The organism is Pseudomonas sp. MF5691 (assembly GCF_016405645.1).
In the GTDB taxonomy this organism is placed as follows: domain Bacteria; phylum Pseudomonadota; class Gammaproteobacteria; order Pseudomonadales; family Pseudomonadaceae; genus Aquipseudomonas; species Aquipseudomonas shahriarae.
On the sequence record NZ_JAEKDC010000011.1, the window covers coordinates 134,577 to 151,801 of the forward strand.

Consider the following 17,225-nt stretch of genomic DNA (forward strand, 5'->3'; position numbering starts at 1 on the left):
GATTTACTTTCTATAAGGGTTTATTAGGCTGTAGTTTGCGGATGTGCCATCTTCGTTTATTGGGGTTGCACCTAATATGTCTTTTCGATGAATACGGTCGGGGATGGCTATTTCTTTTTCCCTTTTGTAGTCGGATAGTATTCCTAGTTCTTTGTTGACGTCTCGGCCGGGTATCTTTTTTAAAGTGTACAAAAAGCCATCTTCTAATCCGTAACGTGTTGCAAATATTATACCTACGTCCCTTGAAGTCGAGGTGGGTACAAAATTGCTTGGTGGATCCATATTGTCTCTCGAGTGCAAGAGTAGGTCCGTGCTTTTTCCTCTGCTCTTAAACCCCTCTTTGAAGATTTTACGTGGATGCCTGGAGTCTCCCCGGTAAAGATATTGCTTTTTCGTTGCGGGGGCTGGAAGGGAAGGAGCGCTCTCGTCGGTCTTCGTATCGGCGGACGGGTTTTGGACTTCAGATCCGGGCTCACATTTTTTTTCGCCCGGACACGCATTCAACCCCAACGGATCCACCCACCCCGTAGGATTGGGCACATACAAATACCCGTTCACCCCACCCGCCAACTTCACCGGGTCGGGCGTCAGGTAGCGTCCGTTATCCGGATTGTAGTAGCGATGCCGGTTGTAGTGCAGCCCGCTTTCCCGGTCGAAGTATTGCCCCTGAAAACGCAGCGGGTTATCGACAGTGCTCTCGTCCAGCCGGGTGATTTTTCCGTAGGCTTGGTAATGGGCTGACCAGACGATTTTGCCGTCCGTGTTCGTCAGTTCCTGGGGCGTACCCAGATGGTCCAGTTGGTAGTAAAACGCCTGGGTATTGGCCGGACCAAACCCTTCCAGCAAGGCCAGCGGCCTGAAGCTATCAGGCTCGTAGAGATAGCTGCGATGCTGCCCCGCCGTGTGCTCGGCGATGACTTTGTCGCCTTGCCAAAAAAACTCGGTGGTTTTGCCCGCCACGGTTTTGCTGATGCGCCGCCCAAACGGGTCATAGCGATAACTGGCTTGGCTGCCGTCCGGTTGCGTCACGCCGATCAGGCGGTGCTGGCAGTCGTAGCGGTATTCGGTGACTAACTGCTGCGCGCGGCCACGGCGTTCGCGTATGAGGTTTCCGAAGGCGTCGTAGTCGTAATGCCGGTCGCCTTGCAGTAACAGGCGGTTGCCGACGACGATGCCGGGGCCTGGGCGGTCTTGCATCAGCAGGTTGTTCGCCGGGTCGTGGGCGAAGCGTTCGGTGGGATCCTGGGAATGGTCGGCGCGGGTCAGGCGGTCGAGGGGGTCGTAGTGGTAGTCGTGCTGGCCCTTGCGGCTGTCGAGCAGGCGGGTGAGGTTGCCGCTGTTGTCGTAGGTGTAGCGACGAAGGCCGTGGCGGTGTTCGTGTTGTGCCAGGCGGCCCTGGTCGTCGTAGTGGTAGTGGCTCAGCAGTTGGCCTTGCTGGCGCTGGTGTTCGCGGCCTGCTTTGAACAGGTGCGAGCTGAGTGTCCGGCCATTCAGGTCGATAGTGGCAAGGTGGCCGCCCTTGTCGTGGTTGAAGGTCAGGCGGTTGTTGTCCGGCAGGCGCAGGGTTTCGAGTTGGCCGCAGTGGTCGTAGCCATAACGCAGGGTGCCCCAGCCTTGGTGCTCGGCGGTCAGGCGGCTTTGCGCGTCATATTCGTACTGTAGCGGCCAGTGGCCGTCGTCGACGCTAAGCAGATTGCCGAGGCGGTCGTAGGTGTAATCCACGGTGCTGCCATCGGGCAGGTTTTTTCGGACGAGGCGGCCGGCGTTATCGCGCTGGTAGGTGGTAACCAACTGACGGTCATCGTCGCCAAACTCGGTTTTTTCCTGCAGGTGGCCGTTGAGGTCGTAGACGTAGGCGGTGCGTTGGCCGTCGAAGCCGGTTTCCTGCTGGATCAGGCCGTTAGCGTGGTACTCCAGTTGATAGCGCTCACCTGCCTCGTTTTCGATCTCGGTCAGCAGCAGGCGGGTGTTGTCGTAGCGGTACTTGAGTTGAGAGCCATCGGGGTTGATCCGGCGACTGATCAGGTGCAAGCCATCGGCATATTCATACCGGGTCACACGCCCCAGTTCATCGCGCTCGGCGGTGATTTTTCCGTAGGGGTTGTAGCTCAATTCGCGGGTGGCGCCGCCTGGCATTACCACCTTGATCAGCCGGCCCACCGCGTCCCAGTGATACTGGGTCAGCGCGCCATGTTCATCCTCGCGGGCAATCTGCCGGCCCAGGTCGTCATAGCGATAACGCCGTACGCCGCCATTGGGCAGTTGCTCGCCAATCAACTGGCCAAGATCGTTCCACGTCAGGCGCTGACAGCTGTGGTCCGGGTACCAAACCGCTAAAAGCTGCCCTCGCTTGTCATAGCTGTACTCGGTGACATTGCCGGCTGGATCAGTCTGGCGCGTGATCGCGCCCTGATCATTACGCTGGTACTTCCAGACCGCCTGACCTCGGCGCATGACCCGTACGAAGCCATTCTCATACTCGTAGGCCGTGGGCTCGTCATCCCCGGGAAACAGCGCCACCAAGCGCCCAGCCTCGTCGTACTGATAGGCCGTGATCGCGCCCAGGGGATCCTGTTCAACCGTCAGCCGCCCCTGTGCGTCGTAGGACTTGAAATGCTCGCCGCCATCCGGATCAACCCGCTGCACCAGGCGTGCCCGCGGGTCATGCACGTAAACTTCCTGGCTGCCATCGGCGTTAAGCAGGGTGACGCGGCCGTCATCCCAGCTATAGCGCGTATCCATCTGCGCAAAACTGGCCCAATGCCTCACACAGCGCGCCGCCTTGCCAGACCGTTCCCACTCCCAGAAGAAACTCGCCCCACCGGCCAACTGCCGCTCAGTAATTACCGCAAGGCTGTCGTACTGATAGCGCTCGCTTTCGCCGACGGCATTGATCGCCTCAAGCAGTCGCCACTGTTCGTCATAGCGGTAGGAAACAACGTTCTGCTCGGTAACCCAGGCGTCATCCGATTCGCTTTCCACGCGAAACACCTGGTAGTCCAGCGCCACGATATGCCCGCGGTCATAACGCAACAGCAAGGCGCGACCGGCACCGTTATCCAGGCGCAGAATCCGCCCCAAGCCATCGCGGGAAATACCCAGGCGGTTGTCATACCCATCGCTGATCGCCGTCAGCACACCGTCGTGAAAGTGGTAGAAGCGTGCCCCCTGCGCCAGCACCAGTTCATCCGGCGCCGCGCCCAGATAAATCGCCGCTTCAGCCAGGCTATTGCTGATCGCCGGGCGGGCACTGGAGGGCAGGGGAAAGGTGGTACTGCGGTTCTCATGGTCCGTCCACACCACCGACCCGCCGACCACCTCCAGCCGCTGCGCCAACGAGTGGCTCCAGCCAAAGCCCAACCCGCAATCCACCTCCACGGCACTGGTGCGATACAGGCGCGTCCAGGCAAATGGCAGCACGCCATCCAGTTCGCCATCGGTCAGGGTCAGCAGTTCTTCGCCGGTGACCATGGACACCGGGCAACCGTGGGTCGCGGTTTTATCAGCGCTGGCGGTTGCCTCACCGTTGGGGTTTTTCGCGGAGGAGGGCGCGTCGTCGACCGCCTCATGCTTGACCAAGGCCGTCTTGGGCGCGGATTTTTCCCGCACCAGGGGCACCGGATTGGTTACTTCCATTGCGCCGGCTTTCAGCGGCACGCTGGGCACCGTCTTGATCGGCGTTGCAGGGCTACCCAGCAATAACGGCCTGAGCGCCTCGGCATGGGGCTCCATGCCGGTCTTCGCAAATGGCCTGGCCATCTGCTCGAGCCATTGGCGGACCCGACCCGACTTGATCTTGCCCAGCACTTGCGCGCCCAGGCGCACCGTCACGCCCATGCCGGCGGTGACCCACACCAGCAACAGGTTGATCAGCACTTCGGCGGTGATTTGCCCCAGCAGTTCGTTCAAGTACGGCGGCGGCAGCATGCGCATCCAGCTGACCAGCGCCGACAGGTAGATAAACAACAGCGGCTCATCGCTGAGCATCAGCAGGCCATTGGCGATGGCTTCCTGGCTCAGCGCCAGCAGGGCATCGAGTTCGGCCTGGGAGAGGTAGTGCAGGAGTTTTTCGCTGTTGGGCTTGAGGTCCGCCAGCCATTGATACAGCTGTTGGATGTTGTCCCACAGCTCATGCAGTGCGTTGCCAAATCCCTGCGCATAGCCTTGGTCCAGCAGGCGGTAGCGCTGCACAAAGTTGGCTTCGGAGTAGCCCTGCCACAAAGGTTCGAATGTACTGCTCCAGTCTTTGCGCAACTGGCTTTCCAGCGGCGCAATGATGGCCTGGTAAGACGCGTACAACGCCTGGACGTGGGCTTTGGAAACATTGGGGTAGAAGGTGATCCGATACGGCTGGTCGCGGGTGCAGTCGGTGACTTCGAGAATGCCGCTGGGGCCGATGGTTTTGTAAAGGGGGTCGCCCAGCGGGCCACCGTCCTTGGGGATGGCTTGCAGCATCACCGGGGTGTTGCCGATGGGCACAAAACGTGTGCTCTCGAACATATGCACCAGGGTCAACGAGCCACTGGCCTTGCACATCGCGACGGTGCTGCTGGGGGCTTTGGACGCAATGGGTGCCACCAGCGCCACCTCATCGCCCACCTTGAAGACCTGCTCGACCTCCAGCGCCGAAAAGCTCCAGAAACTCTCGGCCCAGGCGTCATAGGTGTTCAGGCATTGCCGGAAGTCGGCGAGAACCGCTTCGACGTCCCGCGTTTTGAAGTCCATGGCCGCCAGGACCATAAAACCAATGGCGGCATTCAAGAGGTTGCCCCCAGGACCGGGGCATCAATTGGAAAGTACATCGGCGGTCCCTTGCGCTGTGTGATCAGGCGAGGGACTTTGCAGCGGTTTTTAACGCTTGGAAGTAGAGATTATCCGGCAGTCGGGTGGGATATTTCGGGGGTGCCTGGCGAAGAGTCCCCTGTCGGTTTGCGGATGAACAATGTGGCCTTTGTCAGGTAGGGTGTGAGAGACCCTCTCCAATAAAAAACAAGGATCTGTTCATGACTCTCAACGTCCCCCGTACGCTGTTGTCCGCTGCCCTGGGGTTGTCCCTGGGCATCGCCATGCCGGCTTTCAGCGCCCAACCTCACCCGCAGATCCAGGCCGATGCCGAGCAGTACAAGGCCCCGGCCTTGAAGTTGTTGGAGCGTCTGGTGAATATTGACTCGGGTTCCGGCTACGAGCCGGGCCTGACCCAGGTGCGCGAGATCGCTGTCGATGAACTGAAACAACTGGGTTTCAGCATCGAACAGGTGCCGGACGCGGCAGCCAATAACAACCATGTAATCGCCACGCTCAAAGGCACGGGCAAGGCGAAAATCCTGCTGATGGCGCATATGGACACGGTGTTCAAGGAAGGCTCGGCGGCCGAGCGGCCGTTTCATATCAAGGACGGCCGTGCCTATGGCCCCGGGGTGATGGACGACAAGGGCGGGATCGTCGCCGGGATCTATGCCTTGAAAGTGCTGAAAAACCAGCACTTCACGGACTACGCGCAAATCACCTTTCTGCTCGATGCCAGCGAAGAAACCGGCTCCGAGGCCGTCTCCGAACTGATCCGCAAAACCGCCAGGGCCCACGATGTCACCTTGAACCTGGAGCCCGGTCGTCCGGCCGATGGCCTGGTGGTCTGGCGCAAGGGCAGTGCCACAGCGGTGGTTGAGGTCAAGGGCAAGGCCGCTCACGCCGGGGTTGCCCCGGAGCTGGGGCGTAACGCGGCGATGGAGGCGGCCCACCAGATCCTGCAACTGGGCAAGCTTGGGGATGACGAGAAAAAAACCACCATCAACTTCACCGTGCTCAAGGCTGGCGATCGCACCAACGTGATCCCCGACCAGGCCACGGCCAAGGCGGATGTGCGGGCGGCGCTGCCGGAAGAGTTTGATCGGATCGAGAAGGATCTGGCGCGGGTTTCCGCCAATAAGCTGATTCCTGAAACACAGGTCACCACCAGCCTGCAACGGGGTTTGCCGCCGATGCCGCAGACGCCTGAGTCTGACAAGTTGGTGGCTATCGCCCAAGGCATCTACGCCGAACTTGGGCGCAAGCTGACCATTGAAGGCAGTGGCGGGGCGGCGGATGCCAGCCTGTCGGCGGGTGTCGGCACCCCGACGCTGGACGGCTTCGGGATTGTCGGCGGCAATATCCATACAGCGCAGGAGTACGCCGAGGTGGAGAGTGTGGCGCCGCGGATTTATCTGTTGAGTCGGATGATTATGGAGCTGGCCAAGCGCTGATCTGAAAGCACCATCAATCGCTCGGTAGACACCGGGTTGATGTGGGAGCGGGCTTGCCCGCGATAGCGGTGTGTCAGGCGGCATCTTGGTTGACTGATTCGCCGCCATCGCGGGCAAGCCCGCTCCCACACAAACCGACACATTAGGAGATTGCCGCCCGCACCTTGTCCCGGCCCAGCACCAAACTGCACAACGCTGGCAAGAACAGCAGCGTCAACAATGTCCCCACCAACACCCCGCCGATCAGCACATACGCCAGGGACGACCAGAACACCGACAAGGTCAGCGGAATAAACGCCAACGCCGCCGCCAGCGCAGTCAGTATCACCGGCCGTGCGCGGCGTACGGTGGCTTCGACAATCGCCTCGGTGGTGGCCAGGCCCTGTTCCTGGTTCTGGCGGATCTGGTCGGTGAAGATCAGGGTGTTGCGCATCAGGATCCCGCCAATCCCGATCAACCCCAGGATCGCGTTGAAGCCAAACGGTTGGTTGAACAGCAGCAAGGTCGGCACTGCGCCGATCAAGCCCAGCGGGGCGGTGGCGAAGACCATGAACATCACGCCGAACGAGCGCACCTGGAACATGATCACCGTGAGGGTCAGCAGGATCATGATCGGGAACAGTGCCGCCAGGGCCACGTTGGCCTTGGCGCTTTCTTCCACCGGACCGCCGATGTCCAGGCGGTAGCCGGCCGGCAATCGTGCAATCAGCGCTTGCAGGTCTTTGTAGACAGCCATCTCCACGTCGGGCGGTTGCACGCCGTCGATGATGTCGGCGCGCACTTCAACCGTGGTCGTACGGTCGCGGCGCTTGAGGATCGGTTCTTCCATCACGGCCTGGAAATGCCCGATCTGGGCCAGGGGCAGCGACACGCCGGCGCTGTTGGTCAGGGTCATATTGTCGAGGTTGCCGAGGTCTTCACGCTGGCTGCCCTGGGCACGGACCACCACCGACACCGTGCGGTTGCCTTCGCGTACTTCGGTGATCGGGTTCCCGCTGAGCAGGGCGTTGAGTTGGGATTTCACCTCGTCGGGGGTGAAGCCCAGCAGGCGCAGGCGATCCTGGTCCAGCACCAGGCGATAAGCGCTGGTGCGTTCGCCCCAATCGAGGAACGCGTCCTTGGTCAGAGGGTTGGCGGCAACCACCTGGCGCACCTCTTCGGACAGGCTGCGCAACAGGCTCAAGTCTGGGCCGGACACGCGAAACACCACCGGGAAGGGCACCGGCGGGCCGAACAGCAATTGCGTGACCCGTACCCGCGCGGCGGGGAATTCGCCGTCGGCGATGCGCTCGCGCATGCGCCGTTTCAAGGCATCGCGGGCATGGGCGTCGGCGGTTTGCACGATCAGTTTGGCGAACGCCGGATCAGGCAACTCAGGGTTAAGCGACAGGAAAAACCGTGGCGCACCGCCGCCTACATAGGTGTCGACCATGCGCGTCTGCGGCTCTTGCAGCAGCGCCTTTTCCAACTGCGCCGCCACCGCCTCGGTGCTTTTGAAGGCACTGCCCGGCGGCATATACACCTCCAGGATCAATTCGGAACGGTCGGAGTTGGGGAAGAACTGCTTCTTCACCACACCCATGCCCAATACGCACAGCACAAACGCCGACACCACCAGCCCGGTCACCTGCCAGCGCCGGCGCACGCAGGTTTGCACCAGGTGGCGCAGTTTCTGGTACCAGGGGCCGGCATAGATCGCGTCGTGGCCGCCGGGCACCGGCTTGATATTGGGCAGCAGCTTGACCCCCAGGTACGGGGTAAACACCACCGCCACCAACCACGAAGCGATTAGGGCAAAGCCAACGATCCAGAAGATATTGCCGGCATATTCGCCCGCACCCGAACGGGCAAAACCCACCGGCAGAAAGCCGATGATCGTCACCAGGGTGCCGGTCAGCATTGGCGCGGCAGTGGCGCTCCAGGCGAAGGTCGCGGCGTGGATGCGGTCGAAGCCTTCTTCGAGTTTCACCACCATCATCTCAATGGCGATGATTGCGTCGTCCACCAGCAGGCCCAGGGAAATGATCAGCGCGCCGAGGGTGATGCGGTCAAATTCGCGGCCGGTCAGCAGCATGATCACAAACACTATGGACAAGGTCAGCGGCACCGCCGCCGCTACTACCAAACCGACGCGAAAACCCAGGGCCAACAGGCTGATGACCATCACCACGGCCAGGGCGACGAAGAATTTGAGCATGAACTCATCCACCGCCAGGCTGATGTTTTTCGCCTGGTCGGAGACTTTTGCGAAGTTGACGCCCAGGGGCAGGTCCGCCTGGATTTTAGCCTCCTGGCCCTTGAGGCTCTGGTCCAGGTCCAGGCCGTTCCAGTGTTTTTCCATGATGATGCCCAGCATCAAGGCCGGGTCGCCCTGGTGGCGGATACGGTAGCTGGGCGGGTCTTCATAGCCACGGCTGACGGTGGCGACATCGGCGATGCGCAGCACTTTGCCGTCCACCGGCAGCGGCACGTTTTCGATCAGCGCCAGGCTGTCAAAGGCGCCGTCGATACGGATATAAGCGCGGGCGCCGGCGGTTTCGACAAACCCCGACGGCGCCACGGCGTTTTGCGCGGCGAGGGCGGCGAAGATCTGCTCGGGCTTGATCCCCAGGGTCGCCAGGCGCTCATAGGAGAACTCGACAAATACCCGCTGCGCCTGTTCGCCGAGGATATTGACCTTCTTCACCCCCGGCAGCCTGAGGAAGTCCTGGCGCATTGCTTCGGCCATCTGCACCTGTTGGCGATGGGGCAGGTGTTCGGCTTCCAGGGCGTATAGGGCGAAGTACACATCGGAATATTCATCATTGAAGAACGGCCCGATCACGCCCTTGGGCAGTTTGGCGGCTTCGTCACTGAGTTTTTTGCGGGTCTGGTAGAACAGGTCCTGGATTTCATTGGGGCGCGTGGACTCGAGGAAGGTCATGCGCATCGACACAAACCCCGGTTGGGCGATGGTTTCGACGCGGTCGTAGTCGTCCAGCTCCTGCAGGCGCTTTTCCAGGCGGTCGGCCACTTGCTCCTGCATCTCCTGGGCCGTGGCGCCGGGCCAGGCGGCGGTGATGGTCATGACTTTGACGGTGAACAGCGGGTCTTCGGCGCGCCCCAGTTTACCGAAGGAAAAAATCCCGGCAGCGAGGATCGCGAGGATCAGGAACAGGGTGACGGCACGGTGCTTGACCGCCAATGCCGAGAGATTCAGGCCATGCATGCTCAAGGTTCCTGGCGGCGGTTGAGGGGCTGCGCCTGGGCGGGCAGCACGCGCACGCTGTCACCCTGGTGCAGCAGGTGCGCGCCGAGGGCGACCACCCGTTGGCCGGGGCTGACGCCGCTGGAAAGCAGGGCTTCTTCCTGGCCCAGGCTGGCCACCGTGACCGCAGCGAAGCTGACTTTGTCATCCGCGCCAATCAGCCAGACCCCGCTGCCGTTGCCGGTATCCTGCAGGGCGCCAATCGGCACGCGGGTGTGTGGCGGTTGGTCGTTGCCTTGCAGGCGCAGGGTGATGGTGGAACCGAGGGCGACACGCTCGACCGTGCCGTGCAGCACATAGCGCGCGCGGTAGGTGCGGGTGACGGGATCGGCGCTGGCCGAGAGTTCACGCAATGTCGCGGTGACCGCCTGGTCCGGCGCACCGAACGGCAAGGCCAGGGCTTTTTGCGAGGCGCGGTCACGCTGGTTTTCCGGCAGGTGGATGATGGCTTCCCGCGCACCGTCGTGGGCCAGGCGCGCGACGATCTGCCCTTCGGCCACCACCTGCCCGCGCTCCACCCGCACATCGGTGATCACCCCGTCGCCATCGGCCCGCAGCACCGAGTAGGTGCGACGGTTTTCAATCTGGCTGGCGTCCGACTGGGCGGCGGCGAGTTCAGCTTCGGCGACCCGCAGGTTAGTCGCGGACTGGTCGAAAATCTGCCGTGACACCGCGCCGGTGCTGGCCAGGCGTTGGTAGCGATTGGCATCATCACGGCGCTGACGCAGTTGCGCCTGGGCGGCATTGACGCGGTTTTTTGCCGAACGCAGTGCCAGCTCGAAGTCGCCGATATCCAGGACCAGCAGGATGTCGCCCCGGGAAACGTGCTGGCCGGGATCGACTTTGCGTTCGATCACCTTGCCACTGACTCGAAAACCCAGGTCGCTTTCGGTGCGTGCCGCCACCACCCCGGTATAGGCATTCTGCTGGCTGGCAGCGGCTTCGACGTTGGCCGCCAGCACCGGGCGCGGTGGGGCGGTGTTGGCGGTGGGGTCGGCCTGGCTGTTGCAACCGCTGAGCAGGATCAACAGCGCCAGGGGCGAAAAAAGGCGGTGAAGAGGAGGGCGTGGGCTCATTTCAGGCTCCTGGTGGCGTTGGCGTAGTAAAAATTACGAGCGTAATATTTAGCCAAATATTACGACCGAAATATAATTTAATCCACCCTTTGCTTTGGATTGGGTTGTCACACGTTGCCCAGGTTGTTCGGGCGTAGATGATTAAGATGCCTGCTTTGCGTTTTGCGGGTGGCCTGTAGTCTCAACGCCCACGCCAATGAAACCGGATGGGCTATGACTGCGAAGCGCCGCGGTTAAGTCGTCCCATCCATGGAACGATGCGAGCCAAATCCGCTGTCTAGTGCCTTATTGGTATTGGATTTAAGGTGGATGCACTTTGGAGGTCCATCATGAAAAACATCATTGGTATCTACACCAGCCCACGCGGCCATTGGGTCGGCGACGGTTTTCCGGTTCGTACGCTGTTTTCCTACGACACCATGGGCAAGCACATCAGCCCGTTCCTGCTGCTGGACCACGCTGGCCCGGCGGATTTCACCCCCACCACGCAGCGACGTGGCGTGGGCCAGCATCCCCATCGCGGCTTTGAAACCGTGACAATCGTCTACGAAGGCGAAGTCGAGCACCGCGATTCCACCGGTGCCGGCGGCACCATCGGCCCGGGCGATGTGCAGTGGATGACTGCGGCCAAAGGGATCCTGCATGAAGAGTTCCATTCCGAAGCCTTCGCCAAACGGGGCGGCGCCCTGGAAATGGTGCAGCTGTGGGTCAACCTGCCGGCCAAGGACAAAATGAGCGAAGCCGGCTACCAGACCATTCTCGACGGCGATATTCCGTCGTTGCCCCTGGCCAATGGTGCCGGCAGCCTGCGCCTGATTGCCGGTGAGTTCGCTGGCCGCACCGGGCCGGCACGCACCTTCACGCCGATTGACGTGTGGGACCTGCGCCTCAATGGCGGCAAGGCCGTGACCCTGGACCTGCATGCCGGGCGCAATACCGCGCTGGTGGTGCTCAAAGGCACCGTGCAAGTCAACGGCCAGGAACTGGCACGCGAAGGGCAACTGGTGCTGTTTGAGCGCGAGGGCGATCAGCTCAGCCTGGAGTCCAACGCCGACGCCATGGTGCTGCTGCTCAGTGGTGAACCCATTGACGAGCCCATCGTCGGTCACGGTCCGTTTGTGATGAACACCGAGCAAGAGATTCACCAGGCCTTCGCCGACTTCCAGTCCGGCCAGTTCGGCCAAATGCACGGCGCCTCCCGCTGATTGGCGGCGCCCTATACCCGCCAACTGCATTTCATGCGATCTTCAGGGCATTCGCCCTGGAGTCGCCTGGATGCTGTCTTTTCTCTCCGATCACCCGATGCTGTGCGCCTTGGCGCTGATCCTTATCGATATCGTCGTCTGGCGTCTGTTTTCGGCCAGCCCCGGCAACTGGAAGCTGATTGCGCGGCTGGGGATTTTCGCGGTGTTCAGCGCCGTGCTGTTCAACGACGGCATGAACCCCATGCAACTGGCGCCGTATGCCGACAATACCCCGCTGCACCTGGCCGCCACGGCCTTGCAGATCGCCTGGTGGTTGTTTGCCGCGCGCACCCTGACGGTGTTGCTCGGCGCGCTGATGATGCAGCGGGTCGGCCACACCGGGCGGTTGCTGCAAGACCTGATGGGCGCGGTGATTTTCCTGATCGCGATCATCGCGGCCATGGCCTACGTGCTCGACCTGCCGGTCAAGGGCGTACTGGCCACCTCCGGCGCGGTGGCGATCATCGTCGGCCTGGCGCTGCAGAGCACCTTGAGCGACGTGTTCTCCGGAATCGTGCTCAACACCACCAAGCCCTACCAACTGGATGACTGGATCTCCATCGACGGCACCGAAGGCCGGGTGACGGATATCGACTGGCGCGCCACGCGCCTGCAAACGTCCCAGGGCAGTATGGCGGTGATCCCCAATTCACTGGCGGCCAAGGCCAAGATCATCAATTTCTCACGCCCGGCGGATATGTTCGGCCTGGCGGTGAGCCTGCAAGTCAGCCCCCATGCGCGTCCGCAAACAGTATTGGAAGCCCTGGAACGGGCCATGCAAGGTTGCCGGCAATTGCTGGCCAAGCCGGCGCCGAGCGTGGCCTTCAAAACCTCTACCGGTGGTGGCGTGGAGTATGAAATCAGCGGCTTCGTGCCGGCCATGGCCCTCAAGCGCGAGGTGCGCAACCAGCTTTATGACCTGGCCTACCGGCACTTGCAGGCGGCCGGTGTGAGCCTGTTGTCGAGCGCCGAAAGCCCGACCTCGCCGGCCACTACACCCGCACGGGCACTGCTGGAAAGCTCGAGTATCTTCTCGACCTTGCGTCAGGAAGAGAAGGAAACCTTCAGCCAGAACATGACCCTGCACACCTTCCGCGCCGGTGAGATGATCCTGCCGAGGGGGGAGGTCAGCGATCACCTGTTTATCATCGAGTCCGGGGTGGTTTCGGTGATGCTGGTCAAGGCCGGGCACGCGTTCGAAGCCGGGCGCATGGGGCCAGGAGAAGTGATTGGCGAAGCCGGGATTCTGGGGGCGCAAAGCGTGCCGGCGGACTTTGTGGCCAAGACCTACTGCACCCTCTACCGCATCGAAAAGGAATACCTCAAGCCGTGCCTGGATGCGCGCCACGATATCAGTGAAGCCATGCAGAACCTCCTGGATTTCCGCCTGCACACCGCCCAGCACCTGACCCAGGACGCACCGATCGTGCCGGTGAAAAAGGGCTTTTTACAGTGGCTGCGCCGCCGGGCCTGAAGCGCCTGGCATTGGCTACCTGTTCTTCGTCAGGATTGGCTATTTGTGCGAGGCAGTGGGGTGATTAAGCTGGGCGCCAATTCCCACTGTCCTGGAGTAACACCATGTCTGCTCGCATTGATTTCTACACCGCGTCCCCCGATGCGATGAAAGCCATGCTCGCCCTGGAAGCCGCCGTCGGCAAACTGTCGATTGAACTGCCGCTGCTGGAGCTGGTGCGCCTGCGCGTCTCCCAGATCAACGGCTGCGCCTTCTGCCTGGATATGCACACTGCCGATGCCCGCAAGGGCGGCGAGACCGAGCGCCGCTTGTGCACCCTGTCGGCCTGGCGCGAAACGCCGTTCTTCACCCCGCGCGAACGCGCCGCCCTGGCCTGGGCCGAAAGCCTGACGCTGATCAGCCAGACCCACGCCTCGGACGAAGATTATGCGTTGCTCAATGCCGAGTTCAGCGCCGCCGAACAGGTCGACTTGAGCGTGGCCATTGCCACCATCAACAGCTGGAACCGCCTGGCGGTGGGCTTTCGCAAGATGCCTAAGTAACGACATTCAAGGGTAGGCGCTGGCCAATGCAGGAGCTGGCTTGTGTGGGAGCTGGCTTGCCTGCGATGGCATCACCTCGGTATTGCTGATTCACCGAGGCGCCTGCATCGCAGGCAAGCCAGCTCCCACACAAGCCAGCTCCCACATAAGCCAGGTTTCACATTGGGGCGGGGGTCAGAAGTTGATGGAAGCACTCAGGCGTGCTGTCAATGGCGCACCCTGGAACAGGTAGTCATCGCCCATGTATTCGCCCGCATCACGCCAGTAGCGTTTGTCGAACAGGTTGTCGACGCTCAGGCGGAACACCGTTTCATAGCCGTCGACCTGGGTGGTGTAGCGGCTGCCGATGTTGACCAGCGCATAATCCCCCACTTCCACATTGCCGGTACGGTTGGCGTTCTTGCTGGCGCTGTATTGCACGCCGCCGAGTACCGCCAGGCCGTTGACCCATGGCAGGGCGTAGTCGGCGTATACACTGGCGCGCAGCTTGGGCACGTTGATCGTCTGGTGGCCTTCGTATTGCGGCGTGCCGCTGCCGCTCACCCGGGCGCGAATCGCCGCCACGCTGGTCGCAATCTGCAGACGCTCGGTGGCCCAGCCATTGGCTGACAGCTCCAGGCCGGTGTTTTTCTGCTGGCCCTGCTGCACGTAGGTGAAGCCTCCGGCGTTGTCGGGCTTGGCGTACTGGTAGGCCTGGCGTGTCTGGAACACCGCGGCGGCGAAGCTGATGCGGCGCCAGTCGTATTTCACCCCGGCTTCGATCTGCCGGGAGACGGTCGGCGCAAGGATTTCCCCATCATTGTTCGCATACCACGGTGCCTCACCGCCCAGTGACAGGCCCTTGCTGTAGCTGGTGTACAACGAGATGTTTTCCACTGGCTTGTAGATCAGCGCAGCGTTGGGCAGGAACTCGTACTGCTGGGTGTGACGCTCCTGCACGCCATGTTGATCGAAGGATTTTTCATCCAGGCGCACTTCGCGGCCACCGAGCACGGTTTGCCATTGCTCGTTGAAGCTGATGCGGTCGGTGACGAACAGCCCGTACTGGCGGCTGTCGAGACGCCGGTGACTGTCGTTCAGGGGCTTGTCGGTGGGCGGGAAGGTTTCCGGGTCCTGATTGATATTGCCGCTGCCGACGTATTCATTGACCGACTTGCGCTTGTCGATCACCCGGCGGAAGGCGCTGGTGCCGAAGGTCAGTTCATGGCTCAGGCCGGCCGTGCTGAACAGGCCGGTCATGGCCGCCTGGATTTCATCATTGCGCCGGGTGTCGTCAGGGCTGCGGTAGTCAGCGATGTCGTAGTTGCCTTCCGGGCTGAAGTAGTTCGGCACTTTGACGCCGGCGCAACTGGGGGAGCCGTAGCAACCCCAGGCAAACGAACTGTAGTCATCAATCACCACCTTGCTGCGGGCCGCGCTGACGCTGCCTTTCCACTGGTCACTGAAGCGGTACTCGAACTTGCCGTTGAGGTTCAGCGAGTCGATCCCCACCTGCTTGGAGCCGCTCTGGTGGCCGAGCAGTTTTTTCGGCGAGGCGTCATGGGGCACTTCGGTGCCGCCGAGCAACTGGTAGCCGGGCACCGAGCGCTGTTGTTTGTCCTGGTATTCGGCATCCAGTTGCAGCACGGCGTCGGGGCTGATGTTCCAGTCGAAGGCCAGGGATACAAAGTCCCGCTGGCCATTGGCATGTTCGACATAGGAATTGAGGTCTTCATGGGCGACGTTGGCGCGCAAGCCAAATTGCTGCTCGCTGCCAAACCAGCCGCCGACATCGGTGGCGATATAGCCGCTGCCGCGATCATCGGTGGACACCGTGACCGAGCGCACGTCTTCCGGGCGTTTGGTCACGTAGTTGATCACGCCGCTGGGCTCGGAAATCCCGCTTTGCAGGCCCGCCAGGCCCTTGAGCAACTCCACCCGCTGCTTGTTTTCCAGGGCTACATTCTGCTCGCCGGTGATGGTGCGCCCGTTGATCTTGTAGCTGCTGGCGGCATTCAGGGAAAAACCCCGGACCACGAAATTTTCGTAGTAGCCAATCGGCGCGTAGCTTTCGCCCACCGAGGCGTCGTTGCGCAGCACTTCACTGAGCAGGCGTGCCTGCTGGTCCTTGATCAGCGCGGCGTTGATCACGGTGATCGAGGCCGGGGTGTCGAGCAGCGGTGCTTCATTGAAGCCGCCGACCGACGCGCTTTGCGCACGATAACCGGACTCATCCTGGCCCTGGATGTTCAGCGCCGGCAGTTCCAGCTCAGCCGCCAGGCTGTTGCCGATGCCGCCGCTGAGCAGCAGGCCGAGGGCCAAATGTGAGGTGACGACGGGGCGAAAACGCAAAACCATGGGGGCAAGGCCTTAAAGCGCGGGGCGGGGGCGCATAAGCTAGGCATAAGTGCGCGTGTTTACAAGTACTCGCCTCAGTCCTGCTGCTTGAGACGTTGCGTCTCAAGCCCTGCGCCAATTCATCCGGGCCTCGACAGCGTGACCCCGCACCTGCGATAGACAAGGCTTCGCTTATCGTTGCAGGAGATCATCATGGGTATCGCTGGAAAAGTTGCACTGGTGACCGGCGCCGGGCAGGGCATTGGCCGGGCCATTGCCCTGCGCCTGGCGCGGGACGGGGCGGATATCGCCCTGGTCGACATCAATAGCGCCAAGCTCGAAGCCGTGGCGGCCGAGGTCGTGGCACTCGGGCGCAAGGCCTCGGTGTTTACCGCCGACGTGTCCAAGCGCGAGCAGGTGGTCGCGGCGGTCGAGCATGCGCACCAGACCCTGGGCGGCTTTGACATCATCGTCAATAACGCCGGGGTGGCGCAGATTGACTCGCTGCTGGACGTGACCCCGGAACAGGTCGAACGCACCCTGGGCATCAACGTACAGGGCGTGTTGTGGGGCATCCAGGCGGCGGGCAATAAATTCAAGGCGCTCAAACAGAATGGCAAGATCATCAATGCCTGCTCGATTGCCGGGCACGAAGGCTTTGCACTGCTGGGGGTGTATTCGGCGACCAAGTTTGCCGTGCGTGCCCTGACTCAGGCAGCGGCCAAGGAACTGGCAAGCGCCGGGGTGACGGTGAATGCCTATTGCCCAGGCGTGGTGGGCACCGATATGTGGGTCGAGATCGACAAGCGCATGGCCGAGATTACCGGCGCGCAAGTGGGGGCAACGTACAAGAAGTACGTGGATGGCATTGCCCTGGGCCGTGCAGAAACACCGGAGGATGTGGCGGGCCTGGTGGCCTACCTGGCCGGCCCGGATTCGGACTACATGACCGGCCAGGCGCCGCTGATCGACGGTGGCCTCGTCTACCGCTAAACCCCAGAGTCGACTCGGTAAAAATGTGGGAGCAGGCTTGCTCGCGAAAGCGGTGTATCAGTAACAAGCAAGCTACCTGACACACCGCTTTCGC

General features: G+C 61.7%; 9 protein-coding genes. 5 read left to right on the plus strand and 4 right to left on the minus strand.

Annotated features, from left to right (window positions below):
• Positions 1-3: 3 nt before the first annotated feature.
• Positions 4-4,725, minus strand: coding sequence for an RHS repeat-associated core domain-containing protein (locus JFT44_RS17340; protein WP_169990070.1), 4,722 nt, complete (start codon positions 4,723-4,725; stop codon positions 4-6).
• Between the two features lie 278 nt (positions 4,726-5,003).
• Here JFT44_RS17340 and JFT44_RS17345 point away from each other — a divergent pair, with 278 nt between their 5' ends.
• Entirely contained in the window at positions 5,004-6,239 is a 1,236-nt protein-coding gene (locus JFT44_RS17345; RefSeq protein ID WP_198830957.1) for a M20/M25/M40 family metallo-hydrolase, read from the plus strand.
• 142 nt (positions 6,240-6,381) lie between these two features.
• Here JFT44_RS17345 and JFT44_RS17350 read toward each other — a convergent pair whose 3' ends face one another.
• Positions 6,382-9,447: an efflux RND transporter permease subunit gene (locus JFT44_RS17350; RefSeq protein ID WP_198830958.1), complete on the minus strand. Its 3,066-nt coding sequence runs from the start codon at positions 9,445-9,447 to the stop codon at positions 6,382-6,384.
• A gap of 2 nt (positions 9,448-9,449) precedes the next feature.
• Positions 9,450-10,562, minus strand: coding sequence for an efflux RND transporter periplasmic adaptor subunit (locus JFT44_RS17355; RefSeq protein WP_169961234.1), 1,113 nt, complete (start codon positions 10,560-10,562; stop codon positions 9,450-9,452).
• 329 nt (positions 10,563-10,891) lie between these two features.
• On the opposite strand from JFT44_RS17355, the gene JFT44_RS17360 reads away from it, so the two are divergent.
• The 3 genes from JFT44_RS17360 (at position 10,892) to JFT44_RS17370 (ending at position 13,822) form a co-directional block, all read left to right on the plus strand.
• Positions 10,892-11,767, plus strand: coding sequence for a pirin family protein (locus tag JFT44_RS17360; protein WP_198830959.1), 876 nt, complete (start codon positions 10,892-10,894; stop codon positions 11,765-11,767).
• A 70-nt stretch (positions 11,768-11,837) separates the two neighbouring features.
• The gene (locus tag JFT44_RS17365) at positions 11,838-13,280 is read left to right on the plus strand and encodes a mechanosensitive ion channel family protein (protein WP_057959068.1); all 1,443 of its coding nucleotides are present in this window, start codon (positions 11,838-11,840) and stop codon (positions 13,278-13,280) included.
• 104 nt (positions 13,281-13,384) lie between these two features.
• Positions 13,385-13,822 carry a carboxymuconolactone decarboxylase family protein gene (locus tag JFT44_RS17370; RefSeq protein WP_057438487.1) on the plus strand — a complete coding sequence of 146 codons (438 nt, stop codon included), beginning with the start codon at positions 13,385-13,387 and terminating at the stop codon, positions 13,820-13,822.
• 174 nt (positions 13,823-13,996) lie between these two features.
• On the opposite strand, the gene JFT44_RS17375 is transcribed toward JFT44_RS17370, so the two are convergent.
• Entirely contained in the window at positions 13,997-16,159 is a 2,163-nt protein-coding gene (locus JFT44_RS17375) for a TonB-dependent siderophore receptor (protein ID WP_170060509.1), read from the minus strand.
• 192 nt (positions 16,160-16,351) lie between these two features.
• Here JFT44_RS17375 and JFT44_RS17380 point away from each other — a divergent pair, with 192 nt between their 5' ends.
• Positions 16,352-17,131, plus strand: a complete 780-nt coding sequence (locus tag JFT44_RS17380; protein ID WP_198830960.1) for an acetoin reductase — start codon at positions 16,352-16,354, stop codon at positions 17,129-17,131.
• Positions 17,132-17,225 lie beyond the last annotated feature (94 nt).